This is a genomic window from Ruegeria sp. CG11 (assembly GCF_056537245.1).
Genome location: NZ_JBQFRE010000008.1, coordinates 84,820 through 111,497, shown reverse-complemented (window position 1 = coordinate 111,497; position 26,678 = coordinate 84,820). Strand labels below are relative to the sequence as shown.

The following is a 26,678-nucleotide window of genomic DNA, read 5'->3' as shown; positions in this document are numbered from 1 at the left end:
ACTATGGCACCGAAAGACATAACGCTGAAACTAAGGGATGTACGGGCGGCCTCGGGGCTGAGCCTGTCCAAGGTGGCTGAAATGACCGGCGTCAGCAAAGCCATGCTGGGCCAGATCGAGCGTGGTGAATCCAGCCCGACCATCGCGACGCTGTGGAAGATCGCCAAAGGGTTCCAGCTGCCGCTCAGTGCCCTGATCGGCTCGGAGACCTTGCGCGATAGGGCCACACCGGACGTGTTCCGCACCGTGACCTTTCCCGGCAGTATCGAGGTCAAAATCGTCTTTCCTTTTGATCCTGCCCTGCGGGCCGAGACCTTTCACGTCGATCTTGCGCCGAACCAAAGCCACGAATCCGCGGCCCATGCCACTGGCGTGACCGAGGAGGTCTTTGTTCTGAACGGCTCACTCGAGATTCTGCGGGATGGCGAATGGGTGCCGTTGCAGGCCGGGCAGGGGCTGCGGTTTGCGGCGGATCTGCCGCATGGCTACCGCGCAGGCGACCAAGGCGCGGCATTTCTGAACATGCACCATTACGCGCAGCTTGATGCGCTGGCCGCGATCGGCTGAACGCGAAACCAACACGCCCGGGGAACGACATGGCCGCTTTTCTTGAAACTCTGACGCTGGCGGATGCTGTTGGCTCGTTCGGTGCGCTGGTCGTTGTGGCGGCGTATTTCGCCACCCAGATGCGGATGATGAATTCCGACGATCTGGCGTTTCCAGTGCTGAACTTGGCCGGATCGATCCTGATCGTCTATTCGTTGCTTCAGAACTTCAACCTGGCCTCGATGTTGATCGAATCCTTCTGGATTCTGATCAGCATGATCGGGATCGTACAGTTTTTCCGCCTCAGGCGCGCGCGTTAGGCAGGCTTGGCGCCATCCAGCCTTGAACCCCAATGCCTGCGCGTATAGGGAAAAACAAGCTCGCTCTTGGGGAGGCTTTGATGCAGGACGATCCGAAAACCCTCGTTTCAACCGAATGGCTTGCAGCCCACATCAAGGACCCGGATCTGCGGATTCTGGATGGGTCGTGGTATTTGCCGCAGCAGGGGCGGGATGCCAAGGCGGAATACGACGAGGCGCATATTCCCGGCGCACGGTTTTTCGACATCGATGACATTTCCGACCGACGGTCGGACTTACCGCACATGGCGCCTCCGGTCGAAAAGTTCATGTCGCGCCTGCGGGCGATGGGTGTGGGCGATGGCCATCAGGTTGTGGTCTATGATGGTGCCGGTCTGATGTCGGCCGCGCGGGTCTGGTGGCTGTTTCGCCTGATGGGGCAGGAAAACGTTGCCGTTCTGGACGGCGGCTTCCCCAAATGGCAGGCCGAGGGCCGCGAGATCGAGGATTTGCCCCCCGTAATCCGTGACCGCCACATGACGGTACGCGTGCAGAACCATCTGGTGCGCGACGTGACACAGGTGTCGGCGGCAACCAAACTGGCCGATCATGAGATCATCGATGCCCGCTCGGCCGCTCGCTTCGCCGGGACCGAGGCGGAACCGCGTGAAGGCCTGCGTTCGGGCCATATTCCGGGCTCGCGCAACGTGCCCTTTGGCAACCTGTTGAACAAGAACGGCACGATGAAGTCACCCGACGAATGCCGCGCCGTGTTCGAGGCCGCAGGCGTGGACCTTTCCAAGCCCGCCATCACCTCTTGTGGGTCGGGCGTGACTGCTGCCATCCTTAGTCTGGCGCTCGAGCGCTTGGGCAAGAAAGATCATTCGCTTTATGACGGCTCCTGGGCTGAATGGGGTGCCTTCCCGACCCTGCCCGTCGCAACCGGAGAGAACTGATGTTCGAGAACCTCAAACCGCAGCCCGCCGACAAGATTCTGGCGCTGATGCAGATGTACCGCGAAGACCCGCGCGATCAGAAGATCGATCTGGGCGTGGGTGTCTACAAGAACGCCGAGGGCGTGACGCCCGTGATGCGCGCGGTCAAAGCCGCCGAAAAGCGCATCTGGGAAGAGCAGGAATCCAAATCCTATACCGGTCTGGCCGGTGATCCGGCCTATGCCGACGCGATGATTGACCTGATCCTTGGCACTTCGGTTCCGCGTGGCAACATTGCCGCCGTGGCGACCCCCGGTGGTACCGGCGCGTGCCGTCAGGCGTTTGAGATGATCCGCATGGCCAATCCTTCGGCGCGTGTGTTCGTGTCGAACCCGACTTGGCCGAACCACCTGTCGATCCTGAACTATCTGGGCATGGAGGCCGTCCCGTACCGTTATTTCGACGGTGAGACCCGTGGTGTCGATTTCGACGGCATGGTCGAGGACCTGAAAACCGCCAAGGCGGGCGACGTGGTTCTGCTGCATGGTTGCTGTCACAACCCGACCGGCGCCAACCTGAACATGGTGCAGTGGCAAGAGGTCGTGAACATCATTAACGAGCTTGGCCTCGTCGCGATGATCGACATTGCTTATCAGGGTTTCGGCGACGGTCTGGAAGAAGACGCACAGGCAACCCGTCTGGTGGCCTCGTCCGTCAAGCGCTGCTTGATCGCAGCGTCCTGCTCGAAGAACTTCGGCGTTTATCGTGAGCGTACCGGTCTGCTGATGGCGATCAGTGACGATGCGGCACAGACCTCGCTGAATCAGTCGACGCTGGCCTTCCTGAACCGCCAGAACTATTCGTTCCCGCCGGATCACGGTGCGCGCGTCGTGACGACGATCCTGAACGACGAAGCTCTGCGCGCCGACTGGAAAGCTGAGCTGGAAGAGATCCGTCTGTCCATGCTGGGTCTGCGTCAGCAACTGGCAGATGAACTGCAGCGCCTGACCGGCTCGGACCGCTTTGGTTTTGTCGCGCAGCACCGCGGCATGTTCTCGCGTCTGGGTGCGGCACCGGAACTGGTCGAGAAACTGCGTGCCGATCACGGTATCTACATGGTCGGCGACAGCCGCCTGAACATTGCCGGTCTGAACGCCACGACTGTGCCGATCCTTGCGCAAGCGATTGTCGACGTCGGCGTCTGAGCCAGCCACCCGAAATTGACAAAAGTCGCGCCGACCAGCGCGGCTTTTTTTGTTTTCCAGCCCTATCCTGAAGATCCTTCCCAAAGAAAAAGCCGGACGCGAACGCCCGGCCTTGGAGTGGTTAACTCAGGTTTTAGCCCTTGGAGAACTCGGGGTAGGCTTCCATACCCAGCTCGCCCATATCCAGGCCGTTGATCTCTTCTTCTTCACCAACCCGCAGACCAACAGTTGCCTTGATGATCGAGAAGAGGATGAAGCTGACCACGAAGACAAAGATGCCGATCGCAGCGAAGCCGATGATCTGGGTCACAAAGTTCGCGTCACCGTTGGTCCATGCCACGATGAAAGTACCCCAGAAACCGGCGATCAGGTGAACCGGGATCGCGCCGACAACGTCGTCGATCTTCATGCGGTCCAGCATCGGAACGGTCAGGACAACGATCACGCCACCAACTGCACCGATGATCAGCGCCTGGAACAACGACGGGGCCAGCGGTTCGGCGGTGATCGAGACCAGACCGGCCAGCGCGCCGTTCAGGACCATGGTCAGGTCGACCTTGCCATACATCACCTGCGTCAGGATCAGGGCCGCAACGGCACCCGCTGCAGCGGCCATGTTGGTGTTGGCGAAGATGCGGCTGATGTCTGCGATGTCACCGATGGTGCCCATTGCCAGCTGCGAGCCGCCGTTGAAGCCGAACCAGCCCAGCCACAGGATGAATGTACCCAGGGTTGCCAGCGCCAGGTTCGAGCCGGGGATCGGAACCACCTTGCCATCCTTGTTGTACTTGCCGATCCGCGGGCCCAGCACAATGGCACCTGCCAGCGCTGCGAAACCACCTGCGGCATGCACCAGGGTTGAGCCTGCGAAATCGCTAAAGCCCATCTCGAGCAACCAGCCGCCACCCCACTGCCAGGACGCTTCGATCGGGTAGATGATGCCGGTTAGGACGATCACGAAGATGAAGAAGGGCCACAGTTTGATCCGCTCGGCCACGGTGCCCGACACGATCGATGCGGTGGTGGCGCAGAACATCAGCTGGAAGAAGAAGTCCGAGCCGACGGTTGCATAGGACAGGTCAGCATTCACGCCTTCCAGGCCCACGGCCTCAAGCGACGCAGGGGCGATTGCGCCCAGAACGCCGGGGATCATCCAGCCATCGCCGGGATACATCAGGCCATAGCCGACCAGCCAGTACATGATGGCGGCGAACGAAAACAGGCCCATGTTCTTGACCAGCTGCATGGCGACGTTCTTGGAACGCACCAGGCCGGCCTCGAGCATGGCAAAGCCCGCAGCCATCCAGAACACCAGGAAACCGCCAACCAGGAAGAGCAGTGAGGTCAGGATAAATTGCGTGTGCTGCGCGGTCTCGCCACTGGCGGCCTCTTGCGCAAGACCCATCTGCGGCAACGCGACGATCGCGGCGGCAGGGATGAGAGATTTCATCAGGTTCATTGTCAGTCCTCGAATGATTGTGAGTGGGGGCGCCTTACAGCGCCTCTTCGTTCGTTTCCCCGGTCCGCACGCGCAGTGCCTGCTCGACATCAAGGACGAAAATCTTGCCGTCACCGATCTTGCCGGTCTTGGCGGTTTTGGTGATGGTGTCGACGATCTGATCGGCCATCGTGGCTGGGACCACGATTTCCAGTTTGATCTTGGGTACGAAATTCACGGCGTATTCGGCGCCGCGATAAATCTCCGTGTGACCGGATTGCGAGCCGAAGCCCTTGATTTCGGTCACCATCATGCCGCGCACGCCTGCCTCGGTCAGTGCCTCGCGCACCTCCTCGAGCTTGAACGGCTTGATTGTCGCAATGATCAGTTTCACGTTCTTCCCCTCTGCTTCCCCGGTCTGCCCGGCTTGTTTGCACCTGCAGAAAAAAAGCGCAGCTGCGCGTGGTAAGGAACGTTTCGGGTAGTGAAACGTCGGGGAAAATAGCGGCAAGTTGCACAATTTTTGCACATAATACGGTGAATGATTAAAAAATAGGCAGGCTGAGGAGGGTGACTTCCTGAATTTCCGCCCTCTACTTCACCGGTGTGTCAGGGTATGGTGCCTCAAAATGATAACCGGGCAGAGTTTGAGCATGACTGAGTCCAGGCGCCGAAAGACACCGCTGGTTGCGGACAAGAGATACCCGTCGAAAGGGCGCAAGCCCACGGCAACCAAGCGGGCTGCCAAGCCCGCGGGAAAGAAGGCGACCGCGCGCAAGACAACAACCCGCAAGACCGCCCGGAAGAAGACACGCCGGAAGTCCAGTGGCGGAGGCGGCGGGTTTTTCCGTCGGCTGTTCCGCTGGATTTGGCGGTTGATTTGGGGGGTTACGTGGCGCGTGGGTGCTGTGGCCGGGTTGCTGCTGGCGCTGGCGGTTGGGGTTGTCTACACCTCGCTGCCTGACGTGGATGCCCTGCTGGATGGCCGAGCGCGTGGCTCGGTCACGTTGCTGGACCGCGATGGCAAGGTCTTTGCCTGGCGCGGGGACCAATTCGGCGGGGTGATCACCGCCGACACCGTCTCACCGCATCTGAAAAATGCCGTGGTCGCGACCGAGGACAAGCGATTCTATCGCCATTTCGGTGTCAGCCCCCGCGGTGTCGCCAGTGCGGTCCGCATCAACCTCAGCGAAGGGCGCGGCCCGTTGTCCGGCCATGGTGGCTCGACCATTACGCAACAAACCGCCAAGCTGTTGTGTCTGGGTGTGCCTTACGTGCCCAGCGAGTGGGAGTCCGAGGCTGCCTATGAGGCCGATTGCCGTCAGGGCTCGCTGTGGCGCAAGGCCAAGGAAGCGGTCTATGCGATGGCGATGGAGGTGAAATACTCCAAGGATGAAATCCTCACCATCTATCTGAACCGCGCGTTCCTTGGTGCCGGTGCCCGCGGGTTCGAGGCGGCAAGCCAGCGTTACTTTGGAATTTCGGCCGCCGAGGTGAACCCGGCGCAAGCGGCGATGCTGGCCGGTCTGTTGGTGGCGCCGACACGCTATGCACCCACCAACAACCTGCAACGCTCACAAGACCGGGCGAAGCTGGTGATCGGGTTGATGGAGGCGCAGGGCTATCTGACGACTGCGCAGGCCAGCAGTGCCCGCAGCACCCCGGCGCAGCTGTCCGAGGCCGCTGCAGCGCGGGCGGGCGGTTATTTCGCCGATTGGGTGATCACCGAACTGCCCAGCTATTTTGGCACCGACACCACCGATGACGTAGTGATCCGCACCACGCTTGACCAGCGCCTGCAGAAATCGGCGGAAGAGGCGCTGAAATACATCTTTCAGGAAAAGGTGCGTGAAGGGTCCAAGGCGCAGGCCGCGATTGTGGTGATGTCGGCCGATGGCGCTGTGCGCGCCATGGTCGGCGGACGCAAAACGCGCGTGTCGGGCGCGTTCAACCGGGCGACGCAGGCGCTGCGCCAGACCGGATCCTCCTTCAAGCCGTTTGTCTATGCCACTGCGCTGGAGCTTGGCTATTCACCGCTGGATACGGTTGTGGACGAGCCGTATTGCGTCAACATTCCCGGATCGGGTCAGTGGTGCCCCAAGAACTATACCAACAAGTTCTATGGCCGGGTAACGCTGGCGGACGCGCTGAAGAACTCGCTGAACATCCCGGCCGTGAAAGTGGCCGAGGTGGCCGGGCTGGAAAATGTGCGCACCGTGGCCAGCGAGTTCGGAATCGAAAGCAACCTGGCCGAAGGTCCGGCGCTGGCGCTGGGCGCATCGGAAAGCACGCTGATCGAGATGACCGGGGCGTACGCGGGTATCCTGAACGGTGGCTCTGCCGTGGAGCCTTATGGTCTGTCCGAACTGAAATTGCTGGGTGACGACACGCCCATGATGGTGACCAGCTCGGGCATTGGCGAACGAGTGATCAACGACAAGGCAGCCAAGCAGCTGACATGGATGATGGAGCGCGTGGTGTCCGAGGGCACCGGTGGGCGCGCCAAGCTGCCGGGCTGGCAGGTGGCAGGCAAGACCGGCACCACGCAGGCGGCGCGGGACGCGTGGTTCATCGGCTTCACTGCGGATTATGTGGCGGGCGTCTGGATGGGCTATGACGACAACACGCCGCTGTCGGGTGTGACCGGTGGTGGCCTGCCTGCGGAGATTTGGAAAGAAACCATGCTGCGCGTGACCGAAGGCATGACGCCCACGCCGCTGCCGATGCTGGCGCCCGATCCGCCGGTGCGGACGGCGCAGCCTCAGCAACAGCGCCGTCGACAAGGGCGTGGTTTTGAGGACGCCATCAATAACTTCTTCAAGAACGTTTTTGGCAACTGAGGCATAAAAAAAGGCGGTGCACCGGGCACCGCCTTTTACTTTGGAATATCAGACCTGATCAGAGGCTCTCGTCCAGAGCAGCCAGAATCGCGTCACCCATTTCGGTGGTCGAAACCGGCTGAACCCCTTCTTCGGCCAGCAGATCGCCGGTACGGACGCCATCCGCCAGAACTTTTTCGATCGCGGCTTCCAGGCGATCGGCCTCGGCGCCCTGATCAAAGCTGTAGCGCAGCGCCATGGCGAAGCTGAGGATACAGGCGATCGGGTTGGCCTTGCCCTGACCCGCGATATCGGGCGCCGAACCGTGGACCGGTTCGTACATTGCCTTGGGGCGGCCATTGGTCATCGGGGCACCCAGGGATGCCGACGGCAACATGCCCAGCGAACCGGTCAGCATCGCGGCGCAGTCCGACAGGATGTCGCCGAACAGGTTGTCGGTCAGGATCACGTCAAACTGCTTGGGTGCGCGCACCAACTGCATTGCGCCGTTGTCGGCATACATATGGCTCAGCTCGACCTCGGGGTAGTCCTTGGCCACACGGTCCACGACCTCGCGCCACAGAATGCCCGATTCCATCACGTTGGCCTTCTCCATCGAGCACAGCTTTTTGTTCCGGCGCATTGCCAGTTCAAAGGCGGAACGCGCGGCGCGTTCGATCTCGGATTCGGTGTAACGCTGGGTGTTGATGCCGACGCGTTGGTTGCCTTCCTCGAAGATGCCGCGCGGTTCGCCGAAATAGACGCCCGAGGTCAGCTCGCGCACGATCATGATGTCCAGACCGGCAACAATGTCTTTCTTCAGCGACGAGAAATCCGCCAGCGCGTCAAAGCACTGCGCCGGGCGCAGGTTCGAATACAGGTCCATTTCCTTGCGCAGGCGCAGCAGACCGCGCTCTGGTTTTACGCTGAAATCCAGGTCGTCGTATTTCGGACCACCTACGGCGCCCAGCAGAACCGCGTCGACCTCTTGCGCCTTGGCCATGGTCTCGTCCGACAGGGGCTTGCCATGCGCGTCATAGGCGGCACCGCCGACCAGATCCTCGCTCACGTCGAATTCCAGGCCGCGGTTCGCACCGAACCAGTCAATTACGCGGCGCACTTCGGCCATGACTTCGGGGCCAATTCCGTCTCCGGGCAGGATGAGGAGCGAGGGGTTGGACATGAAGGATCTCCTTGCGTTTCGTCGCAATGGCCCTAGCGCCTGCGCCGCATCGGGTCAATGAGACGAACCGGCCTTTATGGGCCGGAAATCCGCTTTCCGGGCCGAAACCGCCGCCGAACCCGCGCTTTCCGGTCAAAGACTGGCCTTCAACCCCTCGGCCAACAGGTCCCAGACGCGCCGGATTCGGGGCGTCTGGCGCATAGCCTGTGGCGCGGCTAACCAGACGGGCAGCGGTTCAATCTCGACATCCAGATCCAGCACTTCGACATCCGGGTCGGCCTCGGCCACCTGAACCTGTGAGAAGCCGATGCCGCACCCGGCCCGGACCAGCTGCCAATAGGCGCTTTGAAGATCGCATCTGGTAGCGAAACTGTTTTTGCTGGCGGGCCAGCCCCGTTGCTGCATTTTTTTGATAATCTGCTCGTTGGCGTCAAAGCCGACCAGATCATGATCGAACAGGTCCTCGGGATTTTGGGGTCGTCCGGCCCGATCCAGATAGGCCCGGGCAGCGCAAAAGCACAGGTTCACATCCCCCAGATAGCGCGAGATGATGTCCATCTGCGCGGGGCGGTACATGCGCACGGCGATGTCAGCCTCACGATACAGCAGATTCTCGGTGGTGTCGGTGGCCACCAGTTCAAGCTGGATCGCCGGTTCCAAAGCGCGGATCTGCGCCAGAATAGGCGGCAGCAGGTGGTGCGAGGCAAAGACCGAGGCGGTGATGCGTACCGACCCCTCCAACTGCTGCGACTGTCCCGCGGCTGCCAGGCTGAACGATGTCATGGCCGTATGCATCTGCTGCGCCATCGGCAACAACTGCGTGCCCACCTCGCTGAGTTTCAGGCCGCGTGCGTGACGGTCGAACAGGGACACGCCCAGCTCATCCTCAAGCGCATGGATCTGGCGGCCCAGCGTGGGCTGGCTGCGGTCCAGCTGCCGCGCCGCCGCCGACAGTGAACCGGTTTCGGCCACTGCCAGAAAGCTTTGAATCAGGGACCAGTCTGCGTGAGTGAGTGATTTGTCCATTCAAATATGAATACACGTTCTGCATTTCCCGGCAATTGCTCGATTGATTTGAATTGATAGTTTCGATTTGAAAGGAGTTCCCCATGACACAATCCGTTCTGATCCTGGGTGCAACCGGCCGTTTTGGGCGAAACGCCATGGCTGCGTTTCGAAACGCGGGGTGGGCCGTTCGCACCTTTGACCGCTCCACCGAAAGGCTGGCGCAGGCCGCGCAAGGTGCGGATGTGATCGTCAACGCCTGGAACCCGCCCTATCCGGATTGGCAGGCACAGGTTCCAGAGCTGACCCGGCAGGTTATATCGGCCGCGCGGGACACAGGGGCGACGGTCATCATCCCTGGCAATGTCTATGTGTTCGGGGCAGATTCACCGGGGCCGTGGTCAACGGCCACGCCACATCTGGCCCATAACCCTCTGGGCCGGATTCGGATCGAGATGGAGGAAGCCTATCGCGCCTCATCCGTTCGCACGATCATTCTGCGGGCCGGGGATTACCTTGATACATGCGCGTCTGGGAACTGGTTCGATCAGGTGATGATCAAACCTCTGGCGCGGGGGCGTTTCATTTATCCCGGGAATCCCGACATCGCCCATGCCTGGGCCTATCTGCCCGACCTTGCGCGTGCGGCGGTTGTCCTTGCCGAAATGCGCAAGAGGCTGCCCCGTTTTTGCGATGTGCCTTACGAGGGGTACACAGTGACCGGCTCTGAAATGGCGCAGGCGCTGTCTCGGGTCACGGGTCGGCATGTGTCTGTGCAGCGAATGAACTGGTTGCCGATTCAGCTTGCCCGCCCCTTCTGGCGGATGGCGCCTCATTTGCTTGAAATGCGGTATCTGTGGAATACGCCACACAGTCTGGAGGATGCGTTTTTCCGAGAACTGGTCGGGGATTTTCAGCGTACGGATCTGGATGCCGCTCTGAAACGAGCGATCCCTGATGCGCTGCGTTCGGATGGGGTTCTGGCCCCCGCCTGATCGCCACTAGGGTGCGGTTACGTCAACCCAGACCAGACGGTGCCTGCTGGCTTGTTCGGCCGCCGCGCGCTCGGGCGAACCCGGGGCGGGCCAGAACACGCCCGAGCTTGTCACCTGCAGATCGGTTGACGGTAGTACGTAGTCCACCCGCATCTCTCCTACCGCTTTCCATTCCACGGTGGTCAGCGCGCCCGACACGTCAGCGGGGCGAGGGTCTTGCAAGCGAGGGTCAGCCACAACAGCGCTTGGATCGCTTCCCGGCGTCCTTCGCCGCGTTCGGGGTCCAGATTGGCGTCCCCGGCGATCACGAACGGGCTGTCGGGTTTGTGACCAAGCTGGCCGTCCAAAATAACTGACCAAAGGCGGATTTCATCGCGGTTGCGCAGCCCGTTGCGGTCTTCGGGTCCGTCGAACACCGGCGGGGCGGCGTGGAAGGTCATCAGGTCCACCGTTCCGATGGGCGTATCCACCGGCACGATCCAATGGGCCACGGCGGACAGGCGCTGAATGCTCTGCGCTTCTTCCGAGGGGAAAGGGCCGTTGTCCGAGACCGGCATCTGCGCGCCGGGCAGGTCACGCCACAGCAAGTCGGTGAACGCCTGCACGTCGCCAGAGTGAATCGGATAGCGCGACAGCACCGCAAGCCCGTCCTGACCAGTGAACCGGCCCCAGCCCTGCGCGTCTGCCGGGCCATGCGCCCGGCCATCTCCGTTCAGGTCTAGGGACGTTTCAAGACCGGCATTGGGCTGCGCAGCAAAGTGATGGGGATAATCCAACCCCGCGGCGCGCAGCTGTTCGATCAACGCGCTCAGAGCCTCGGCGTTCAGGTCCCAGTCGATGCCCTGCAGGGCGAGAATATCCGGCTGCGTGGCCACCAGCACCTCGACCACTGCCTGCACCTGCGGATCACCGCGCCGGATGTCCCGCAGCAGCAGGCCCGGCCCGTCGCGGCTAAGCTCTGTATTGTAGGTGGCAATGCGTACTGTCTGCGCCTGCGCCATCACCGGCAAGAGCAGCAGCAGAAGGATGCGGATCATGCAGCCTGCGTGGACTCGGCAGTGGAGTAAGCGCGGCGCTTTTCGACGATCAGATTGGCGATACGCAGGGTTGCCATGCCGCGCATGATCATGCTGGCGGGCAGGAAGGCCCAAGCGCTCAGGGTCCAGATCAGGGTCTGAGGGTTGCTCAGCGAGATCGGGTTGGCGTAATCGGTCAGCATCTTGATCAGGGCCGGGATCAGAAACGGCAGCAACACCCCGATCGAGATGTTCAGCCGTCCGTCCCGTTGCAGGCGCGTAACGACGTCGCCACCCTTGGTCGGATCGAACAGCGGCAGGTTGGTCCAAACGTTGAAGGCGCCGTTGCCCGTCGGCCAGCCGCGCATCTTCACCGCATAGGCAAAGCTGCCGATGGTCACCAACGCCGCGACATAAGCCACGCTGGCGGCAACGCGTACCAGCTCGATCAGCGGCGCGCTGGCATCTGCGGGCAGCATCAGCACCACCAGACGAACCGGAGAATAGGGGAAGTCGACCACATTGGCGACGCCCAGACCCAGCGAGTAGAAAACAGCGGTCAGGCTGCTGGGCGCGTAGGCGTTCTTGCAGATCAGCGTCAGGAACATGATCATCGACATCAGCCCGACAAACCGAAGGCGGTTCACCGGCGGTGCGTCGCGGAATTCGATAAAGCTGGGAAAGGCCGAGTTGTATTCGGCAAAGGTCAGAAAGAATGCGAGAATGGCGAGAAATACGACAATCTCGGTCCCATTCGTTGACGATACGGGCAGGTACAACGCGGGGGTCAGCACCATCAGTGCAACCAATATTCCCCGAATCGCCGCCCCTGTTGTGCGCGCAATCACTATCCGAACCCTTTCAAACTGGATTAGCCGATTCTTCGCCGACTTCACTTCCAACTTGTGCCCACCACTAATGGTTGTGGCGGATGTCTTGAGTCACCAATGTTCAACTGGTGGGTGCCTGTACCCGCCACATTGGCGATAAGCGACATTTCGCTCAAGCCAAGGCGCAGAAAACACGTGATTTCGGGCAAAATGATGGCGCAACTGGTGCGGGATTGCATCATTTTTGACGCAAATCCGACGTGTGTATCAATATGAAACCTACATATTGTGGTTTCTGAATGCGCAGCCCCAAGAACGCGAACGGGGCCGCCTTGGCGACCCCGTAAAGTTGTGCATTCCCGGATTCGTTTCCAGAATCACACCCAGGGACGGGCCTGGCTTGCGTGGTCCTCGAACTTGTCGATGTGATGGTCTTTTTCCATCGTCAGGCCGATATCGTCCAGACCGTTCAGCAAGCAGTGCTTGCGGTGCGGGTCGATCTCGAACGCGATCACGACACCATCCGAAGTGGTAATCTGCTGATCTTCCAGATGCACGGTCATGCGGGCGTTTTCACCCTTATGCGCATCTTCCATCAGGATCACGTGATGCTCTTCTGCTACCACGATTGGCAGAATGCCGTTCTTGAAGCAGTTGTTGAAGAAGATGTCGGCAAAGCTGGTCGAGATCACGACCTTGATGCCGAAATCCTTGATCGCCCAAGGCGCGTGTTCCCGCGACGAGCCGCAGCCGAAATTGTCGCCTGCAACCAGAATCTCGGTTTGGCGATAGGCGGGTTTGTTCAGAACGAACTCTTCGTTCTCCTGCCCGTCATCGTGATAGCGCATTTCGTCAAACAGCACGACGCCCAAGCCAGACCGTTTGATGGTCTTCAGGTGCACTTTCGGAATGATCATATCGGTGTCGATATTGATCAGCGGCATTGGGGCGGCCACCCCGTGGACTTTTTCAAACTTTTCCATGTTCACACTCCTGCGGGAGAGGGCCGACCCCTTGCCCCGCGTTTAAGCCTGTTTCGCTTCCGTTGTTTCGCCTTTGGGTGCGTTCTTGACGAAGAACGCCATGAAGACCAATCCGAACCCGTTGAACAGCATCTCGATGCCCAGGAAGATCCCCAGAATGCTCAGCAGCACCTGCGGATCGCTTCCGACGTAGGTCCAGATGATCCCTGCGAGGATGATCGACAAGATGCCCGAGATCATCGTGGGCCAAAAGAACTGTGTTCCTTTCATCTGGAACGACAGAATGACCCGCGCGATGCCGCCTGCCATGAACAGGATCAGCATCACCGTCGCAAGGGTCAGGGTTCCCTGCAGCGGGTGATCCAGAAAGGACCAGCCCAGAAACAGCATCACCGCACCCATGATGAGTGACAGAATCTTGTTGCCGGTGCCTTCAACCGTGAAGCCACCCACAAGTTGCAGCGCGCCCGAAATCAGCAGCAACACACCGGTTACCACCGTCACGGCGATCGACGCCACAACTGGCGCGCCCAGTACAAAGATACCGAACGCGATAGACAGAAGCCCCAGCAGGAGCCATTTGACCCAGTCACTCATGTTTTCAATCCCTCAAATATCTAGATATGAGGGGACCTTACATCAAATCACGGACGTCTGTCAGCCGTCCTGTGATTGCCGCTGCGGCAGCCATTGCGGGGCTCAGCAGGTGGGTGCGTCCACCGCGGCCCTGACGGCCTTCGAAGTTGCGGTTCGAGGTCGCTGCACAGCGCTCGCCCGGTTGCAGCTGGTCGGGGTTCATCGCCAGACACATCGAGCATCCCGCCAGACGCCATTCGAAACCGGCCTCTTTGAAGATATCGGCCAGACCTTCTTCTTCAGCCTGAGCGCGCACAAGACCCGAGCCCGGCACGACCATGGCGCGCAGACCGTCTTTGATCTTCTTGCCCTTCAGGATTTCAGCCGCGGCGCGCAGGTCTTCGATACGGCCGTTGGTGCACGACCCGATAAAGACAGTGTCGATTTCCACATCGCTCAGCTTTTGACCGGCTTCCAGACCCATGTATTCGATCGAACGGCGGGCCGCGTCGACCTTGCCGCCTTCGAAATCATCTGGATGAGGCACGGTTGCGGTGATCGGCAGAACGTCCTCGGGGCTGGTACCCCAAGTCACGACCGGCGCGATGTCTTCGCCGCGCAGGGTGATGACCTTGTCGAAATGCGCGTCTTCGTCGGTATAAAGCGTTTTCCACCACGCCAGAGCCGCTTCCCACTGTGCGCCTTTAGGGGCGTGCGGGCGGCCTTGGACATATTCATAGGTGGTCTCGTCCGGCGCGATCAGACCGGCGCGGGCGCCACCTTCGATCGCCATGTTGCAGACGGTCATGCGGCCTTCCATCGACAGATCGCGGATCGCTTCGCCGCAATATTCGATGACATAGCCGGTGCCGCCAGCGGTGCCGGTCTCACCGATCACGGCCAGAGTGATATCTTTGGCGGTCACGCCCGGCTGCAGTTTGCCGGTGATTTCCACCTTCATGTTCTTGGATTTCTTCTGGATCAGCGTCTGGGTGGCCAGAACGTGCTCAACCTCAGACGTGCCGATACCGTGCGCCAAAGCGCCAAACGCGCCGTGGGTGGCGGTGTGGCTGTCGCCGCAGACAACGGTCATGCCGGGCAGGGTCCAGCCTTGCTCGGGGCCAACGATGTGGACGATGCCCTGACGGACGTCATGCACCGGGTAATAGTGAATGCCGAAATCCTTGGCGTTCTTGTCCAGCGCTTCGACTTGAATGCGCGATTCCGGGTTTTCGATCCCGTTCACACGATCCGGCGTTGTTGGAACGTTATGATCCGGCACGGCGATTGTTTTTTCCGGCGCGCGCACCTTGCGGCCCGCCATGCGCAGGCCTTCGAACGCCTGCGGGCTGGTCACTTCGTGAACCAGGTGGCGGTCGATATACAGCAGGCAGGTGCCATCATCGGCTTCGTGCGCGACATGGGCATCCCAGATCTTGTCATAGAGTGTTTTGGGGGACATTGGTCCTCTCCCGTATTTAATGAGAAATAGCTGGCGAGTGGCTGGACGCCGCTTATAGGCGGGCCAGAACCGTGCGGGCGGCCCCAAAGAACCGTTCACGCAGGCGCGTGCGGTCTTGCAACGTCGGTGCTGGGGCCAAGGTGAGTCTCATGCGCACCAGATATATCGCGTCTGGCCGTCAATCAAGGTTCAATCCCCGACGGGCTTGCATCGCGCGGAAACGCTGTCCAAGCTGGGGCCATGAATCAGGATCTGATCCCCAGCTCGCTGTCGGACCTCTATGACAACATGGTCGCGGGCTTTTCCGTGCAATTCGAAAACCTTGTCGAGCTGGTTGTTACGCCGGGATGGCGCCAGCACCAGCTGGTCATCATTCTGGGCCTGTGGGCGTTGGCCTACGTTCTGAAATTGACGACGCAAGGCCGGTGGGAGGCCTGGGCCCGTGCCCGCGAAGGGTGGCCAAAGTGGCGCTTGCGGGTTCTGGTACAGCTGATGCAGCGCCTGACGCTGGTCTATTTCGTGGTGATGTCCTGGGTGCTGTATCTGTTGATGCAGCAGATCACATGGCCCTCGCGCAGTTATATCATCGGTGTTGTGGCGACCTTGGCCCTGGCGTGGCTGGCGATTGCGCTGGTGGCGCGGCTGGTGCGCAACCGGACTCTGCGGCGCATCTTCAAATGGGCAATGTGGGTCTATGCAACGCTTGTTGCCCTGAATCTGACCGATGACGTGGCCGAGTTTCTGGACGGCGTGGCGATTTCCATTGGTGATCTGCACATATCGGCGCTGGGAATTCTCAAGGCTGTTCTGCTGATTGGTGTCCTTCTGACGCTGGCCCGTATTGGCACTCGCGCGGCAGAGCGTGGGTTGATGAGCAACGATGACATCACGCCGTCAATGCAGGTCCTGCTGGCCAAAGGCATTCAAGTTTTGCTGTACGGCGCAGTGTTTATGGCCGCCATCCGCACGCTCGGGTTCGATCTGACCGGCATAGCGCTGCTGTCCGGTGCAATTGGCGTGGGGATCGGTTTCGGGCTGCAAAAGGTGGTGTCGAACCTGATATCGGGGATCATCATTCTGATGGACCGGTCGATCAAGCCGGGCGACGTGATCTCGCTGGGCGATACGTTCGGTTGGATCAACGCGCTGGGCGCGCGCTATGTCTCGGTGGTCACGCGGGACGGGCGGGAATACCTGATCCCGAACGAGGATCTGATCACCAATCAGGTGGTGAACTGGTCACATTCGGACAAGTTTGTGCGGTTGGATCTGGAGTTCGGCACCAGCTATGACGACGACCCGCACAAGGTACGGGCAACGGCCATTAAAGCGGTCAAATCCGTCACTCGCGTGCTGAGCGGCGGATCGCACGAGCCGGTCTGCCACATCACCGGGTTCGGTGACAGCAGTGTGGATTACGTGCTGCGGTTCTGGATCAGCGATCCGACCAAAGGGCTGACCAATATTCGGGGCAATGTCTACCTTGCACTATGGGACGCCTTTAAAGACGAAAGCATCTCGATCCCCTTCCCGCAGCGCGAGGTTCGGCTGTTGTCCGACAGCGCATACGCGCAACAGGTCGCCAAAGAGTGACCGCCCGTGCGCCCTGCGTGGCGGCCTTTCATTGAAATGTTGCATTCCCCTTGTTACCTTATTAGTACCCCTGCGCCGGGGTTTGGCGGCGCGCAGCAAAGGAGGACTATGTCCTGTCTCTACATACCCAGGCGGGTTTGCCCGCCGATGACGGAGCCGGTGTAATGGCTCACTCTCAGTCAATCAGCGACAAGCTGCTTGACCGCATCCTTTCCTCACTTTCCGATGACAAGGCCGAAGATGTCGTGCAGATCAACCTGCAAGGCAAATCCTCGGTTGCGGATCACATGGTGATTGCCTCGGGTCGGTCGACCCGTCAGGTCGCTGCCATGGCGGAAAAGCTGACGGATCGCATCAAGCAGGAATTCGGTTTCACCTCGAAGGTCGAAGGCAAGGATGCCGGCGACTGGGTGCTGATCGATACGGGCGACGTGATCGTCCATATCTTCCGCCCCGAAGTGCGTGAATTCTACCAGCTGGAAAAGATGTGGCTGCCTCAGGGCGGCAGCGCCTCGGCGAACTGAGGCGCCATCCCGGTCTGCATTAACAGGCCGGCGGCGAGAGAAATATGCGTATAAGCATTTGTGCGGTCGGGCGATTGCGTGCCGGACCGGAAAAGACCCTGCTTGACGATTACCTGACCCGTTTTGACCGGACCGGCCGCGCGCTGGGCCTTGGTCCTGCACGGGTGATCGAGGTCGAAGACAAGAAAAACGCCGGCATGGGCGCAGAAGCTGCGCTGCTGCGCAAGGCCCTGCCCAAGGGCGCTGTGATTTGCACATTGGACGAGCGCGGACGGGTGATGTCGTCGCCTGATTTTGCCAAAAAATTGGGCGGCTGGCGCGATGCCGGGCGACAGGATCTGGCGCTGATCATTGGCGGGGCTGACGGAATAGACCCTGATATGCGGGCCGAGGCCGATTTTTCCATTTCATTCGGGTCGATGGTCTGGCCCCATATGCTGGTCCGTGTGATGCTGTCCGAGCAACTTTACCGGGCCGCAACCATCCTGTCGGGCGGCCCCTATCACCGGGTCTGACATGGCGCAGCTTTTGATCGTTTACCATTCCCGCACCGGCGGAGCCCGGCAGATGGCCGAAGCGGCGGCTCAGGCCGCGCGGGATGAAGCTGAAACAATCCTGAAACGCGCCGATCGGGCCGGGCCTGACGATCTGCTGCGCGCCGATGGCTATATCTTCTGTGCGCCCGAGAATCTGGCCGCGATTTCGGGTTTGATGAAGGAATTCTTTGATCGCTGCTACTATCCGGTGCTCGGTAAGATCGAAGGCCGCCCTTATGCGCAGATGGTTTGCGCGGGGTCTGACGGGGGAAACGCAGCCCGCCAGATGGCCCGTATCGCAACCGGCTGGCGGTTGAAAGAGGTGCAGCCGCCCCTAATCATCTGCACCCATGCGCAGTCGCCCGAGGCGATATTGGCCGAAAAGGCCATTCCGCAAGATCAGCTTGAAAAATGCCGCGAGATCGGGCTGGCCATGGCTGCCGGGTTGGAAATGGGTCTGTTCTGATCAGGGCAAGGTGATGACAAACGTCTTTTCTGCCCAGCCATCCACATTTGTCCGCGCCTGTACCTGCACCTGTGAGGTTCCCTCGGGAATCGCGACGCCGCTCAGCGACCGCGTGAAGGGTTGTTCATTCTCGTGCGGGTGATGCAGCACGCGCATCCCCAGCTCATTGCCATCCATATCCAACACACGCCAGCTATCGGCGTAATCATCCCAGCCGGTTTCGGGATGTGAGACGGTCACATCGAATCGCCATGTATCCCCACTGCGCTGGGCGGTGGCATTTTCGATCACGGGGTCATCGGCAAGGGCGGGTAAGGCCAGAAAGGCGCTGAGAATCAGATAACGCATAGGGCGACCATACGAGGTGATGCGCGGTGGCGTCATCACGACTCTGTGTTGGGCGGCATGGTCAGCAGAACCGACCGGGAATGGGATGCGAATTCGCGCCGGTAAAGAACGCCCAGAGTGATGACGGTTCCGAGTATCAGGGCAAGCGGCCCTAATATCCACGCCAGCGAGGCCAGCGCGAAATAGGTGGCGCGCAGGCCGCGATTGAAGCTGCGCGCAGCCGTGACGCAAATCTCGGCCGCTTGTGCCGCGCGCGGATAGGCTTGCGGGTCTTCGGGGTCGTTCGGGACCGCAGCCATCAGCACCGCGCAATATCCAAACAACCGATGCGCCCAGACGTATTTCAGGAACGCATTGGCCAGAAACAGGATCACCACCAGAATCTTGATCTCCCACACCAGCGCCGGGGCGCTGCCGATGGCCAGATCGCTGGCGACGCCCGCCAGCCGTTCGGTGTTTCCCAGCAACGCCAGCCCGCCCCCGATGGCAATCATGGTGGTCGAAGCAAAGAAGGTACTGCCCTGCCGCATCGCTGCCACGACTTGCGCATCGAACATCCGGGGCTGCCTTGTGACCATCTCATGCATCCAGCCGCGCCGGAAGTCGTCCATCATCATCGCGACCGATTGTCTATGTGGCGCGGGATGCTCGATCCGCCAGCCGATCCATTGCCACGCGCCCAGCAACAGCAGTACGGCGGCATAATCCAGTGTTGAGAATAAAAGGGCGCGGTCGATCCATGTCATGTCGGTGACAGTAGGGTCAGAGATCAGAACTTGCCAGATAGGTAAATTGGTAATATTATTTTACCAAACGGAGGATCAGCGATGGAAATGCCCCGGCCAAACCCCGAAATCCTGGCGCGCAAGCAGGCCGTTCTGTCGCGCCTGTTGCAGGTGTTGCCTGCGGATGCCGTGATCCATGACCCGGCTGAAACCCGCGCTTATGAATGTGACGCGCTGACCGCCTATCGCTGCCCGCCGATGCTGGCGGTGCTGCCGTCGAACACGCAAGAGGTCTCGGACGTGCTGCGCATCTGCCATGATGAGGGCGTGCCGGTGGTGCCGCGCGGCTCGGGCACATCGTTGGCGGGCGGGGCGCTGCCCACTGCGGATTGCGTCATTCTGGGCGTCGCCCGGATGAATGAGGTGCTGGAGACCGACTACGATAACCGCTTCATCCGCGTTCAGACCGGCCGCACCAACCTGAGCGTGACCGGCGCGGTTGAGGAAGAAGATTTTTTCTATGCCCCCGATCCGTCCTCGCAACTGGCTTGCGCGATTGCGGGCAACATCGCGATGAACTCGGGTGGGGCGCATTGCCTGAAATACGGCGTGACAACCAACAACCTGCTGGGCGTGAAAATGGTGATGATGGATGGCAGCGTGGTCGAAATCGGTGGCGCGCATCTGGATGCCGGCGGGCTGGACCTGCTGGGCGTCATCTGCGGATCTGAAGGGCAGCTGGGTGTGGTGACCGAGGCCACGCTGCGCATCCTGCGCAAGCCCGAGGGGGCGCGGCCAGTGCTGATGGGGTTTGATGACAATGAGGTCGCGGGCCAATGCGTGTCCGACATCATCAAGTCGGGCATCCTGCCGGTGGCGATCGAGTTCATGGACACGCTCTGCATCAGGGCTTGCGAGAATTTCGCCCATGCAGGCTATCCGGATTGCCACGCGCTGTTGATTGTCGAGGTCGAAGGCTCCGAGGCCGAGATCGACCACCAACTGTCGAAAATCATCGAGATCGCCAGGCGCCATAACCCGGTAGAATTGCGCGAAAGCCAGTCGGCTGAGGAAAGCGCTAAGATCTGGCTGGGGCGAAAATCGGCCTTTGGCGCGATGGGGCAGATGAACGACTACATGTGTCTGGACGGCACGATCCCGGTGTCGTCGCTGCCTGAAGTGCTGCGCCGGATCGGAGAGTTGAGCGAAGAATACGGCCTGCCCGTGGGCAACGTGTTCCACGCGGGAGACGGCAATATGCACCCGCTGATCCTGTTCGATGCCAACAAACCCGGTGATCTGGAAAAATGCGAGGCGTTCGGGGCCGATATCCTGAAGCTCTGCGTTGATGTGGGCGGCTGCCTGACCGGCGAACACGGCGTTGGTATCGAAAAGCGGGACCTGATGACCCATCAATACGCACCTGCGGACCTTGAGGCGCAGATGGCCGTCAAGGATGTGTTCGATCCCAAATGGCTGCTGAACCCCGCCAAAGTGTTTCCTCTGGATGCGTCCGAGTCCCGCCGGGATGTGCGGTTGGCTGCGGAATAACAGGCTCTAATAAAGAAGATTTGCGATGAAACCCAAGACAGAGGCCGAACTGGCCGAAATGGTGGCCGGGCTGACGGAACCGGTGCGTATAGTCGGCGGCGGCACGCGTGGGGTGAGTGGACCGGAGGCCACGCTTGAGACCTCAGGGCTGAGCGGGATCACCCTGTATGAGCCCGGCGCGCTGACCCTCGTGGCGCAGGCAGGAACGCCCGTCGCTGAGATTGAGGCCGTGTTGGAAGCCGAAGGGCAGCAACTGGCGTTCGAGCCGATGGACCATCGCGGGCTGCTGGGCACCAGCGGGACGCCCACCATTGGTGGTGTTGTGGCCGCCAATATCTCGGGCCCGCGCCGTATTCAGGCCGGGGCTTGCCGCGATTTCCTGCTGGGCGTGCGCTATGTCGATGGCATGGGGCAGGTGATCAAGAACGGCGGTCGGGTCATGAAAAACGTGACCGGCTACGATCTGGTCAAGCTGATGGCCGGGTCTTGGGGCACGCTTGGGGTTCTGTCCGAAGTGTCGCTGAAGGTGCTGCCCAAGCCCGAAGCCGTTGCGACCTTGGCCGTTGAAGTGTCCGATGCTGAGACTGCGGTGCAGGTTCTTTCGGCGGGGCTGACGTCCCCGTACGAGGTCAGCGGGGCCGCCTATGACCCGAAAGACGGGCGGGCGCTGTTGCGGGTTGAGGGGTTCTCGGACTCGGTGACCTACCGGACAGAGCAGTTAAAATCCGCGCTTTCGGCGTTTGGCGAGATCACCGAGACTTCGGACCCTATTGAATTGTGGCGGGATCTGCGTGATGTCAGGCCGTTTCACGGGCGCGATGGCGATGTCTGGCGGATTTCGGTCAAACCAACCGATGCGCCTGAAATCTTGACCCGGCTTGAAGCGGATCAGACTCTGCTGGATTGGGGCGGCGGCCTGATCTGGGAGCGCGTTCCCGAAGGCTCCGATTTGCGTTCCCGGATAGGAATATTCGAAGGTCACGCGACGCTGGTGCGCACAGATGCGAAAACTGTCGAGGCCTTGGGCCGGTTTCAACCTGAATCCTCCAGTGTTGAGGCTCTAACAAAGGGACTACGGGCGCGTTTTGATCCTCGGGGTATCCTTAATCCGGGGCTGATGGGGTAAGCCGATGCAGACGACGTTCACGGAAAAACAGCTTCAAGACCCGGCGATAAAGCGTTCGAATGAGATCCTGCGCAGCTGTGTGCATTGCGGGTTCTGCACCGCCACATGCCCGACCTATCAGGTGTTGGGGGATGAACTGGACAGCCCGCGCGGGCGTATCTACCTGATCAAGGACATGCTGGAAAATGAGCGTGTGCCGGACGAAAAGACCGTCAAGCACATCGACCGTTGCCTGTCCTGTCTGGCCTGCATGACGACCTGCCCGTCGGGCGTGCATTACATGCATCTGGTCGACCACGCGCGGGAATATATCGAGGCCAATTACAAGCGCCCCTTCACGGACCGCGCGCTGCGCTGGGTGTTGGCGCAGATTCTGCCCTATCCGATGCGGTTCCGCTGGGCGCTGATCGGGGCCAAGCTGGGCCGCCCGTTCCGGTTCCTGATGCCCGATGCCCGGCTGCGGGCGATGCTGGACATGGCGCCGCAGCATATCCCTCCGGTCAGTCGCAATGACGACCCGCAAAGTTTTGCGCCAAAGGGGTCGCGTAAAAAGCGCGTCGCGCTGATGACGGGCTGCGCGCAAAAGGCGCTGAACACCGATATCAACGATGCAACGATCCGCCTTCTGACACGGTTGGGGTGCGAGGTCGTGGTGGCCGAAGGCGCAGGTTGTTGTGGCGCGCTGACCCATCACATGGGCAAGGTGCAGGACAGCCACAAAGCGGCAGAGGCCAATATCAGAGCGTGGATAGCAGAGATGAATGGCGACGGTTTGGATGCCATCGTCATCAACACCTCGGGCTGCGGCACCACAGTCAAGGATTACGGGCATATGTTCCGCAATGATCCTTTGGCCGAGGACGCGGCGCGGGTGTCGGGTATTGCGATGGATATCAGCGAACTGCTGGTGCAGCTGGATCTGCCGGAAGGCCCCGACGCGGGTTTGACCGTCGCCTACCACGCGGCCTGTTCCCTCCAGCACGGACAAAAGGTCAAAACTCATCCCAAGGACCTGTTGAAAAAGGCAGGTTTCGCTGTGTTAGAGCCTGCTGACAGCCATCTGTGCTGTGGCAGCGCGGGCACGTATAACCTGATGCAGCCCGAAATCTCGGGCCAGTTAAAGCAGCGCAAGGTCAGAACGCTTGAGGCGAAGAACCCTGATGTGATCGCTGCGGGCAATATCGGCTGCATGATGCAGATCGGGTCAGGCACGGATGTTCCTGTTCTGCACACGGTCGAGCTGTTGGACTGGGCAACCGGCGGTCCCAAACCGCGAGCCCTGCAAGATGACCGTGCGCCAGAAGTTCCGATCCTCAGGTAGACGTCAATGATGCAGCAGTGCATCAGTTTCCGGGTGAAACCGCATCCGGCGTTGCCGCCCTATTTTCGCCCCACCGGGGCCGTAGGAACGTAAGCCAACAGCAACGCCGGAGAACCGCTTGCGAAACTGGATCAGGGCAATCGCGCTGGCATTGATGCCGATGACCGCCATGGCGCAGGACAGCGGGCTGAAAAGCCTGGATACCACCGATGCAGGGCGGGCGTGGATGGCTGTGGGTCGCCTGGACATCAACGGTGCGGGGTTCTGCACTGGCACGCTGATTTCTCCAACTCTGGTCCTGACCGCCGCCCATTGCCTGTTTGACAAGGCGACGGGCCAGCGGGTTGATCTGTCCGAGGTCGAGTTTCTGGCCGCGTGGCGCTTGGGCCGGGCCTCGGCCTACCGCGCGGCGCGGCAGGCGGTGATCCATCCGGATTACCGCTACAGCCGCGAAACCCCGACGGCGCGGTTGGGCAATGACATTGCCCTGATCGAGCTATGGCAACCGATACGCAATACCACCGTGATTCCCTTTGAAACTGGCGACCGGCCGCGCCGGGGGGCCGAAGTCGGTGTTGTGTCCTATGCGCGCGACCGGGCCGAGGCCCCGTCACTGCAAGAGGTCTGCTCGGTCATGACCCGCCAATCCGAAGTTCTGGTGATGTCCTGCGATGTCGAGTTCGGCTCATCCGGTGCGCCGGTCTTTTCCTTTGACGGTGACCGCCCACGCATCGTGTCGGTGGTGGCGGCCAAAGCGGAATTCAACGGTCAGCGGGTCGCGGTAGGCACAGCGGTTGAGGGGTCGTTGCCCCTGTTGCAGGCCGAATTGTCCGCTGGTCGCGGGTTTCTTGCCGCCACACCTCAGGGGGGGGGTAACAGAAACATTGGCGCGAGGTTCATCAAGCCATGACACGATTTCTGCTGGCGGCGCTTCTGGGCCTGTCGCTTTTTGCCACCGTGTCCCATGCCCAAAGCAGCAAGCGCGAACTGACCGACCGCGAGGACCTTTTCGGCTGGGAAGCTATCGGCCGTCTGGACATCGGCAAGAGCGGATTCTGTACGGGCACGCTGATTGCGCAGGATCTGGTTCTGACCGCGGCCCATTGCGCGATCGACAAGAAAACGGGCCAAGCCTATGCCCCGGGCGAGGTGACCTTTCGGGCCGGGCTGAGCTATGGCAAATCGCTGGCCGACCGCAAAGTTGTCCAGATCGCGGTGCATCCGGATTACCTCAAACACCCCGAGCTTTCGGCCGCGTCCGTTCGGGCGGATGTCGCCCTGATGCGGTTGGAACAGCCCATCCCTTATTCCGTCGCTGATCCCTTTGTGCTGTTCAACGGCGGCGTGGCGGGAAAAGAGGTCAGCCTTGCCTCATACGGGCGCGGCCGGTCCGAAGCGATCACCCGTGAACGGTCCTGCCGCATTCTGCAAAGGCGGCAGGGGCTGATCACCTTCAACTGCGACATTACCTTTGGCTCATCCGGGTCGGCGCTGCTGGCCCAGAACGGCCCGCGCTGGCAGATTCTGTCGGTCGTTTCCGCGGTCGGAACCGACGGGCGGCAAAAGGTCGGTTTCGGGATGGAACTGGCTGGAATCATTTCGGAACTCAAGGCCGACCTGCGCCGCGACGCACCGAAACCCAAGGCCGCGATCCGCCGCTTGCAGGTGGGGTCGGGCAAGTCCGGTACCGGCGCGAAATTCATCTCCTCTGGCGGGTCTTGAACTCGGTCAAAAAGCTCCCCATGTGAACTGTACCGGGTCGCCGCAAACGGGGCCCGGCATACTGAACCGCCCGTCCGAACGGAGGGCAAAACACTGATCGCTCAGACATGAGGATATGACATATGCGTACGTTTGATTTTGCACCGCTGCACCGCGCCACCATTGGTTTCGACCAGATCGCCGACATGATGGACCGCGTTCTGACAAATGACGTGGCTCAGCCCAGCTATCCGCCTTACAACATCGAAAAAACCGATGCCGACACCTATCGCATCTCGGTCGCTGTCGCCGGTTTTTCGGAAGATGACCTGTCGGTCGAAGTGAAGGAAAATGCGCTGATCGTTGCCGGCAAGAAAGCCGCCGAGGATAAAGAGCGCAGCTATCTGCACCGTGGCATCGCCACCCGCGCGTTCGAGCGCCGCTTCGCGCTGGCCGACCACGTACGCGTCACCGGCGCAAGCCATGAGGACGGCATGCTGAACATCGATCTGAAGCGCGAAGTTCCCGAGGCCCTGAAACCGCGCCGGATCGAGATTTCTTCGGCCAAGGCCATCGAAAAGGACGTGGTCGACGCCAAAGCCGTGAACTGAGGCCGTTGACCCCAAAGCGACAGTCCCGCCTCTCTGGACTGTCGCAGACTGCACGCCCCGCGCACCTCCAGGCGCGGGGCGTTGTTTTTGGGGTATATTTCTCCGGAAGTCGCCTTTAGGGTGAGAAAGGTGGATCACGCTCTACATATGTGGTTTTATTATGTTTTTCAGATGTTTATGCGTGTTTTTGTTAATCCCGTTAAGCGTATTTGCCGAGCCCCATCTTTGCCAAAAGGTCAATCCCAACAGCAATCCGAATAGGAGTGTTGAGGTATGCACGGATCAGTTGGAGACGGATGATCTGCCAATGGAAATTCGTGCAACAGCCCTTGCCGATCGTGGTATTGCCTTCCGAGAGCTTGGGGAGTTTGAACGCAGCACTAATGACCTAAAGGCAAGCTTGGCCTTAATTCGTGATACATCAACTATGCGAATGCTGGCCTGGACCTATAGGGAAATGGGGCGGCCGTCCAAAGCTGAAGAAGTCTACACGGAATTGTTGTTGGAGGATCCGCACTGGCAAGGCTGGTTGTCCAGGTGTGTTGTACGTCAAGATCTTGAGCGATTTGAGGATGCCATAAAAGATTGTTTGGAAGCGCTTGATCGAGACCAAAATAACACAGACGTGCTCTACTTCACCGCGCGTGCATACAATTTTGTAGGACAGCCGGAAGAAGCGCTTCCTTTGGCGGAAGCCGCTATTGCTCTTGCTCCAAACGAGCCACGGCATATCGAGGAACAGGTTTGGGCGTTGTATCTAATGGGACGGGGCCGGCTCGCACGCGAGATCGCGAACAAAGCGCTAAACCGTTTCAGTGACGATTCCGGATTGTTGTTGTTTATGGAAGAAACAGAATAGATGAAAAAAAACCCGCGAATGGTAT

General features: G+C 60.4%; 27 protein-coding genes and 1 pseudogene. 17 read left to right on the top strand and 11 right to left on the bottom strand.

Going from position 1 to position 26,678, the window contains the following annotated elements:
* The first annotated feature begins 3 nt into the window (after positions 1-3).
* The 4 genes from ACR0KW_RS16620 (at position 4) to ACR0KW_RS16605 (ending at position 2,985) form a co-directional block, all read left to right on the top strand.
* Positions 4-567 carry a helix-turn-helix domain-containing protein gene (locus ACR0KW_RS16620; protein WP_480805999.1) on the top strand — a complete coding sequence of 188 codons (564 nt, stop codon included), beginning with the start codon at positions 4-6 and terminating at the stop codon, positions 565-567.
* A gap of 29 nt (positions 568-596) precedes the next feature.
* Positions 597-866, top strand: coding sequence for a CBU_0592 family membrane protein (locus ACR0KW_RS16615; protein ID WP_170327862.1), 270 nt, complete (start codon positions 597-599; stop codon positions 864-866).
* A gap of 80 nt (positions 867-946) precedes the next feature.
* The gene (gene sseA / locus ACR0KW_RS16610; RefSeq protein WP_480805998.1) at positions 947-1,801 is read left to right on the top strand and encodes a 3-mercaptopyruvate sulfurtransferase; all 855 of its coding nucleotides are present in this window, start codon (positions 947-949) and stop codon (positions 1,799-1,801) included.
* Entirely contained in the window at positions 1,801-2,985 is a 1,185-nt protein-coding gene (locus ACR0KW_RS16605) for an amino acid aminotransferase (protein ID WP_480805997.1), read from the top strand. Before sseA ends, ACR0KW_RS16605 begins: the two co-directional genes overlap by 1 nt.
* A 133-nt stretch (positions 2,986-3,118) precedes the next feature.
* Here ACR0KW_RS16605 and ACR0KW_RS16600 read toward each other — a convergent pair whose 3' ends face one another.
* Together ACR0KW_RS16600 and ACR0KW_RS16595 are read right to left on the bottom strand one after the other, a co-directional pair.
* Positions 3,119-4,444 carry an ammonium transporter gene (locus tag ACR0KW_RS16600; protein WP_480805996.1) on the bottom strand — a complete coding sequence of 442 codons (1,326 nt, stop codon included), beginning with the start codon at positions 4,442-4,444 and terminating at the stop codon, positions 3,119-3,121.
* A 34-nt stretch (positions 4,445-4,478) separates the two neighbouring features.
* On the bottom strand, positions 4,479-4,817 hold the full coding sequence (locus ACR0KW_RS16595) for a P-II family nitrogen regulator (RefSeq protein WP_480805995.1): 339 nt from the start codon (positions 4,815-4,817) through the stop codon (positions 4,479-4,481).
* A gap of 259 nt (positions 4,818-5,076) precedes the next feature.
* Between ACR0KW_RS16595 and ACR0KW_RS16590 the strand changes: the two genes are divergently transcribed.
* On the top strand, positions 5,077-7,263 hold the full coding sequence (locus ACR0KW_RS16590; protein ID WP_480805994.1) for a transglycosylase domain-containing protein: 2,187 nt from the start codon (positions 5,077-5,079) through the stop codon (positions 7,261-7,263).
* Between the two features lie 58 nt (positions 7,264-7,321).
* Here ACR0KW_RS16590 and leuB read toward each other — a convergent pair whose 3' ends face one another.
* Both leuB and ACR0KW_RS16580 read right to left on the bottom strand, forming a co-directional pair.
* A complete protein-coding gene (leuB, locus tag ACR0KW_RS16585; RefSeq protein ID WP_480805993.1) occupies positions 7,322-8,425 on the bottom strand; it encodes a 3-isopropylmalate dehydrogenase in 1,104 nt (367 codons plus the stop codon).
* 132 nt (positions 8,426-8,557) lie between these two features.
* On the bottom strand, positions 8,558-9,451 hold the full coding sequence (locus tag ACR0KW_RS16580) for a LysR family transcriptional regulator (protein WP_480805992.1): 894 nt from the start codon (positions 9,449-9,451) through the stop codon (positions 8,558-8,560).
* Between the two features lie 83 nt (positions 9,452-9,534).
* Between ACR0KW_RS16580 and ACR0KW_RS16575 the strand changes: the two genes are divergently transcribed.
* Positions 9,535-10,425: a Rossmann-fold NAD(P)-binding domain-containing protein gene (locus tag ACR0KW_RS16575; protein ID WP_480805991.1), complete on the top strand. Its 891-nt coding sequence runs from the start codon at positions 9,535-9,537 to the stop codon at positions 10,423-10,425.
* Between the two features lie 6 nt (positions 10,426-10,431).
* On the opposite strand, the pseudogene ACR0KW_RS16570 reads toward ACR0KW_RS16575, so the two are convergent.
* The 5 genes and pseudogenes from ACR0KW_RS16570 to leuC all read right to left on the bottom strand — a co-directional run bounded on the left by ACR0KW_RS16570 (position 10,432) and on the right by leuC (position 15,292).
* Positions 10,432-11,462, bottom strand: a pseudogene (locus ACR0KW_RS16570) (endonuclease/exonuclease/phosphatase family protein).
* Complete coding sequence (locus tag ACR0KW_RS16565) at positions 11,459-12,238, bottom strand: hypothetical protein (RefSeq protein WP_174826192.1); 780 nt, start codon at positions 12,236-12,238, stop codon at positions 11,459-11,461. Before ACR0KW_RS16565 ends, ACR0KW_RS16570 begins: the two are co-directional and overlap by 4 nt.
* Before the next feature lie 410 nt (positions 12,239-12,648).
* Positions 12,649-13,254: a 3-isopropylmalate dehydratase small subunit gene (leuD, locus tag ACR0KW_RS16560; protein ID WP_480805990.1), complete on the bottom strand. Its 606-nt coding sequence runs from the start codon at positions 13,252-13,254 to the stop codon at positions 12,649-12,651.
* Positions 13,255-13,296: 42 nt separating this feature from the next.
* Entirely contained in the window at positions 13,297-13,851 is a 555-nt protein-coding gene (locus tag ACR0KW_RS16555; protein WP_480805989.1) for an HdeD family acid-resistance protein, read from the bottom strand.
* A 37-nt stretch (positions 13,852-13,888) separates the two neighbouring features.
* On the bottom strand, positions 13,889-15,292 hold the full coding sequence (leuC, locus tag ACR0KW_RS16550) for a 3-isopropylmalate dehydratase large subunit (protein WP_480805988.1): 1,404 nt from the start codon (positions 15,290-15,292) through the stop codon (positions 13,889-13,891).
* 240 nt (positions 15,293-15,532) lie between these two features.
* Between leuC and ACR0KW_RS16545 the strand changes: the two genes are divergently transcribed.
* The 4 genes from ACR0KW_RS16545 (at position 15,533) to ACR0KW_RS16530 (ending at position 18,411) form a co-directional block, all read left to right on the top strand.
* Positions 15,533-16,885 carry a mechanosensitive ion channel family protein gene (locus ACR0KW_RS16545; protein ID WP_480805987.1) on the top strand — a complete coding sequence of 451 codons (1,353 nt, stop codon included), beginning with the start codon at positions 15,533-15,535 and terminating at the stop codon, positions 16,883-16,885.
* Between the two features lie 164 nt (positions 16,886-17,049).
* Positions 17,050-17,409: a ribosome silencing factor gene (rsfS, locus tag ACR0KW_RS16540; RefSeq protein ID WP_480805986.1), complete on the top strand. Its 360-nt coding sequence runs from the start codon at positions 17,050-17,052 to the stop codon at positions 17,407-17,409.
* 44 nt (positions 17,410-17,453) lie between these two features.
* Positions 17,454-17,924 carry a 23S rRNA (pseudouridine(1915)-N(3))-methyltransferase RlmH gene (gene rlmH / locus ACR0KW_RS16535; protein ID WP_480805985.1) on the top strand — a complete coding sequence of 157 codons (471 nt, stop codon included), beginning with the start codon at positions 17,454-17,456 and terminating at the stop codon, positions 17,922-17,924.
* 1 nt (position 17,925) lies between these two features.
* Entirely contained in the window at positions 17,926-18,411 is a 486-nt protein-coding gene (locus tag ACR0KW_RS16530; protein ID WP_480805984.1) for a flavodoxin family protein, read from the top strand.
* Here the strand turns inward: ACR0KW_RS16530 and ACR0KW_RS16525 are convergent, their stop codons facing one another.
* Positions 18,412-18,759: a hypothetical protein gene (locus ACR0KW_RS16525; protein WP_480805983.1), complete on the bottom strand. Its 348-nt coding sequence runs from the start codon at positions 18,757-18,759 to the stop codon at positions 18,412-18,414. It lies immediately after the preceding gene.
* Between the two features lie 35 nt (positions 18,760-18,794).
* Positions 18,795-19,505, bottom strand: a complete 711-nt coding sequence (locus ACR0KW_RS16520) for a DUF599 domain-containing protein (protein ID WP_480805982.1) — start codon at positions 19,503-19,505, stop codon at positions 18,795-18,797.
* 81 nt (positions 19,506-19,586) lie between these two features.
* On the opposite strand from ACR0KW_RS16520, the gene ACR0KW_RS16515 reads away from it, so the two are divergent.
* From ACR0KW_RS16515 to ACR0KW_RS16485, 7 genes are all read left to right on the top strand, one after another.
* On the top strand, positions 19,587-21,035 hold the full coding sequence (locus tag ACR0KW_RS16515; RefSeq protein ID WP_480805981.1) for an FAD-linked oxidase C-terminal domain-containing protein: 1,449 nt from the start codon (positions 19,587-19,589) through the stop codon (positions 21,033-21,035).
* 25 nt (positions 21,036-21,060) lie between these two features.
* Positions 21,061-22,161 carry an FAD-binding protein gene (locus ACR0KW_RS16510; protein WP_480805980.1) on the top strand — a complete coding sequence of 367 codons (1,101 nt, stop codon included), beginning with the start codon at positions 21,061-21,063 and terminating at the stop codon, positions 22,159-22,161.
* A 4-nt stretch (positions 22,162-22,165) separates the two neighbouring features.
* Positions 22,166-23,482, top strand: a complete 1,317-nt coding sequence (gene glcF / locus ACR0KW_RS16505; protein WP_480805979.1) for a glycolate oxidase subunit GlcF — start codon at positions 22,166-22,168, stop codon at positions 23,480-23,482.
* Positions 23,483-23,600: 118 nt separating this feature from the next.
* Entirely contained in the window at positions 23,601-24,392 is a 792-nt protein-coding gene (locus ACR0KW_RS16500) for a trypsin-like serine peptidase (RefSeq protein ID WP_480805978.1), read from the top strand.
* A complete protein-coding gene (locus tag ACR0KW_RS16495; protein WP_480805977.1) occupies positions 24,389-25,204 on the top strand; it encodes a trypsin-like serine peptidase in 816 nt (271 codons plus the stop codon). Before ACR0KW_RS16500 ends, ACR0KW_RS16495 begins: the two co-directional genes overlap by 4 nt.
* Positions 25,205-25,326: 122 nt before the next feature.
* Positions 25,327-25,794, top strand: a complete 468-nt coding sequence (locus ACR0KW_RS16490; protein WP_480805976.1) for an Hsp20 family protein — start codon at positions 25,327-25,329, stop codon at positions 25,792-25,794.
* A gap of 307 nt (positions 25,795-26,101) precedes the next feature.
* Positions 26,102-26,653: a tetratricopeptide repeat protein gene (locus ACR0KW_RS16485; protein WP_480805975.1), complete on the top strand. Its 552-nt coding sequence runs from the start codon at positions 26,102-26,104 to the stop codon at positions 26,651-26,653.
* The last annotated feature ends 25 nt before the right edge of the window (positions 26,654-26,678 follow it).

Excerpts from the sequence above, each read along its gene's own strand:
- ACR0KW_RS16620 (WP_480805999.1), top strand. The coding sequence starts at position 4 with ATGGCACCGAAAGACATAACGCTGAAACTAAGGGATGTACGGGCGGCC.
- ACR0KW_RS16615 (WP_170327862.1), top strand. The coding sequence starts at position 597 with ATGGCCGCTTTTCTTGAAACTCTGACGCTGGCGGATGCTGTTGGCTCG.
- sseA (WP_480805998.1), top strand. The coding sequence starts at position 947 with ATGCAGGACGATCCGAAAACCCTCGTTTCAACCGAATGGCTTGCAGCC.
- ACR0KW_RS16605 (WP_480805997.1), top strand. The coding sequence starts at position 1,801 with ATGTTCGAGAACCTCAAACCGCAGCCCGCCGACAAGATTCTGGCGCTG.
- ACR0KW_RS16600 (WP_480805996.1), bottom strand. The coding sequence starts at position 4,444 with ATGAACCTGATGAAATCTCTCATCCCTGCCGCCGCGATCGTCGCGTTG.
- ACR0KW_RS16590 (WP_480805994.1), top strand. The coding sequence starts at position 5,077 with ATGACTGAGTCCAGGCGCCGAAAGACACCGCTGGTTGCGGACAAGAGA.
- leuB (WP_480805993.1), bottom strand. The coding sequence starts at position 8,425 with ATGTCCAACCCCTCGCTCCTCATCCTGCCCGGAGACGGAATTGGCCCC.
- ACR0KW_RS16580 (WP_480805992.1), bottom strand. The coding sequence starts at position 9,451 with ATGGACAAATCACTCACTCACGCAGACTGGTCCCTGATTCAAAGCTTT.
- ACR0KW_RS16575 (WP_480805991.1), top strand. The coding sequence starts at position 9,535 with ATGACACAATCCGTTCTGATCCTGGGTGCAACCGGCCGTTTTGGGCGA.
- ACR0KW_RS16565 (WP_174826192.1), bottom strand. The coding sequence starts at position 12,238 with ATGGTGCTGACCCCCGCGTTGTACCTGCCCGTATCGTCAACGAATGGG.
- leuD (WP_480805990.1), bottom strand. The coding sequence starts at position 13,254 with ATGGAAAAGTTTGAAAAAGTCCACGGGGTGGCCGCCCCAATGCCGCTG.
- ACR0KW_RS16555 (WP_480805989.1), bottom strand. The coding sequence starts at position 13,851 with ATGAGTGACTGGGTCAAATGGCTCCTGCTGGGGCTTCTGTCTATCGCG.
- leuC (WP_480805988.1), bottom strand. The coding sequence starts at position 15,292 with ATGTCCCCCAAAACACTCTATGACAAGATCTGGGATGCCCATGTCGCG.
- ACR0KW_RS16545 (WP_480805987.1), top strand. The coding sequence starts at position 15,533 with ATGAATCAGGATCTGATCCCCAGCTCGCTGTCGGACCTCTATGACAAC.
- rsfS (WP_480805986.1), top strand. The coding sequence starts at position 17,050 with ATGGCTCACTCTCAGTCAATCAGCGACAAGCTGCTTGACCGCATCCTT.
- rlmH (WP_480805985.1), top strand. The coding sequence starts at position 17,454 with ATGCGTATAAGCATTTGTGCGGTCGGGCGATTGCGTGCCGGACCGGAA.
- ACR0KW_RS16530 (WP_480805984.1), top strand. The coding sequence starts at position 17,926 with ATGGCGCAGCTTTTGATCGTTTACCATTCCCGCACCGGCGGAGCCCGG.
- ACR0KW_RS16525 (WP_480805983.1), bottom strand. The coding sequence starts at position 18,759 with ATGCGTTATCTGATTCTCAGCGCCTTTCTGGCCTTACCCGCCCTTGCC.
- ACR0KW_RS16520 (WP_480805982.1), bottom strand. The coding sequence starts at position 19,505 with ATGACATGGATCGACCGCGCCCTTTTATTCTCAACACTGGATTATGCC.
- ACR0KW_RS16515 (WP_480805981.1), top strand. The coding sequence starts at position 19,587 with ATGGAAATGCCCCGGCCAAACCCCGAAATCCTGGCGCGCAAGCAGGCC.
- ACR0KW_RS16510 (WP_480805980.1), top strand. The coding sequence starts at position 21,061 with ATGAAACCCAAGACAGAGGCCGAACTGGCCGAAATGGTGGCCGGGCTG.
- glcF (WP_480805979.1), top strand. The coding sequence starts at position 22,166 with ATGCAGACGACGTTCACGGAAAAACAGCTTCAAGACCCGGCGATAAAG.
- ACR0KW_RS16495 (WP_480805977.1), top strand. The coding sequence starts at position 24,389 with ATGACACGATTTCTGCTGGCGGCGCTTCTGGGCCTGTCGCTTTTTGCC.
- ACR0KW_RS16490 (WP_480805976.1), top strand. The coding sequence starts at position 25,327 with ATGCGTACGTTTGATTTTGCACCGCTGCACCGCGCCACCATTGGTTTC.
- ACR0KW_RS16485 (WP_480805975.1), top strand. The coding sequence starts at position 26,102 with ATGGAAATTCGTGCAACAGCCCTTGCCGATCGTGGTATTGCCTTCCGA.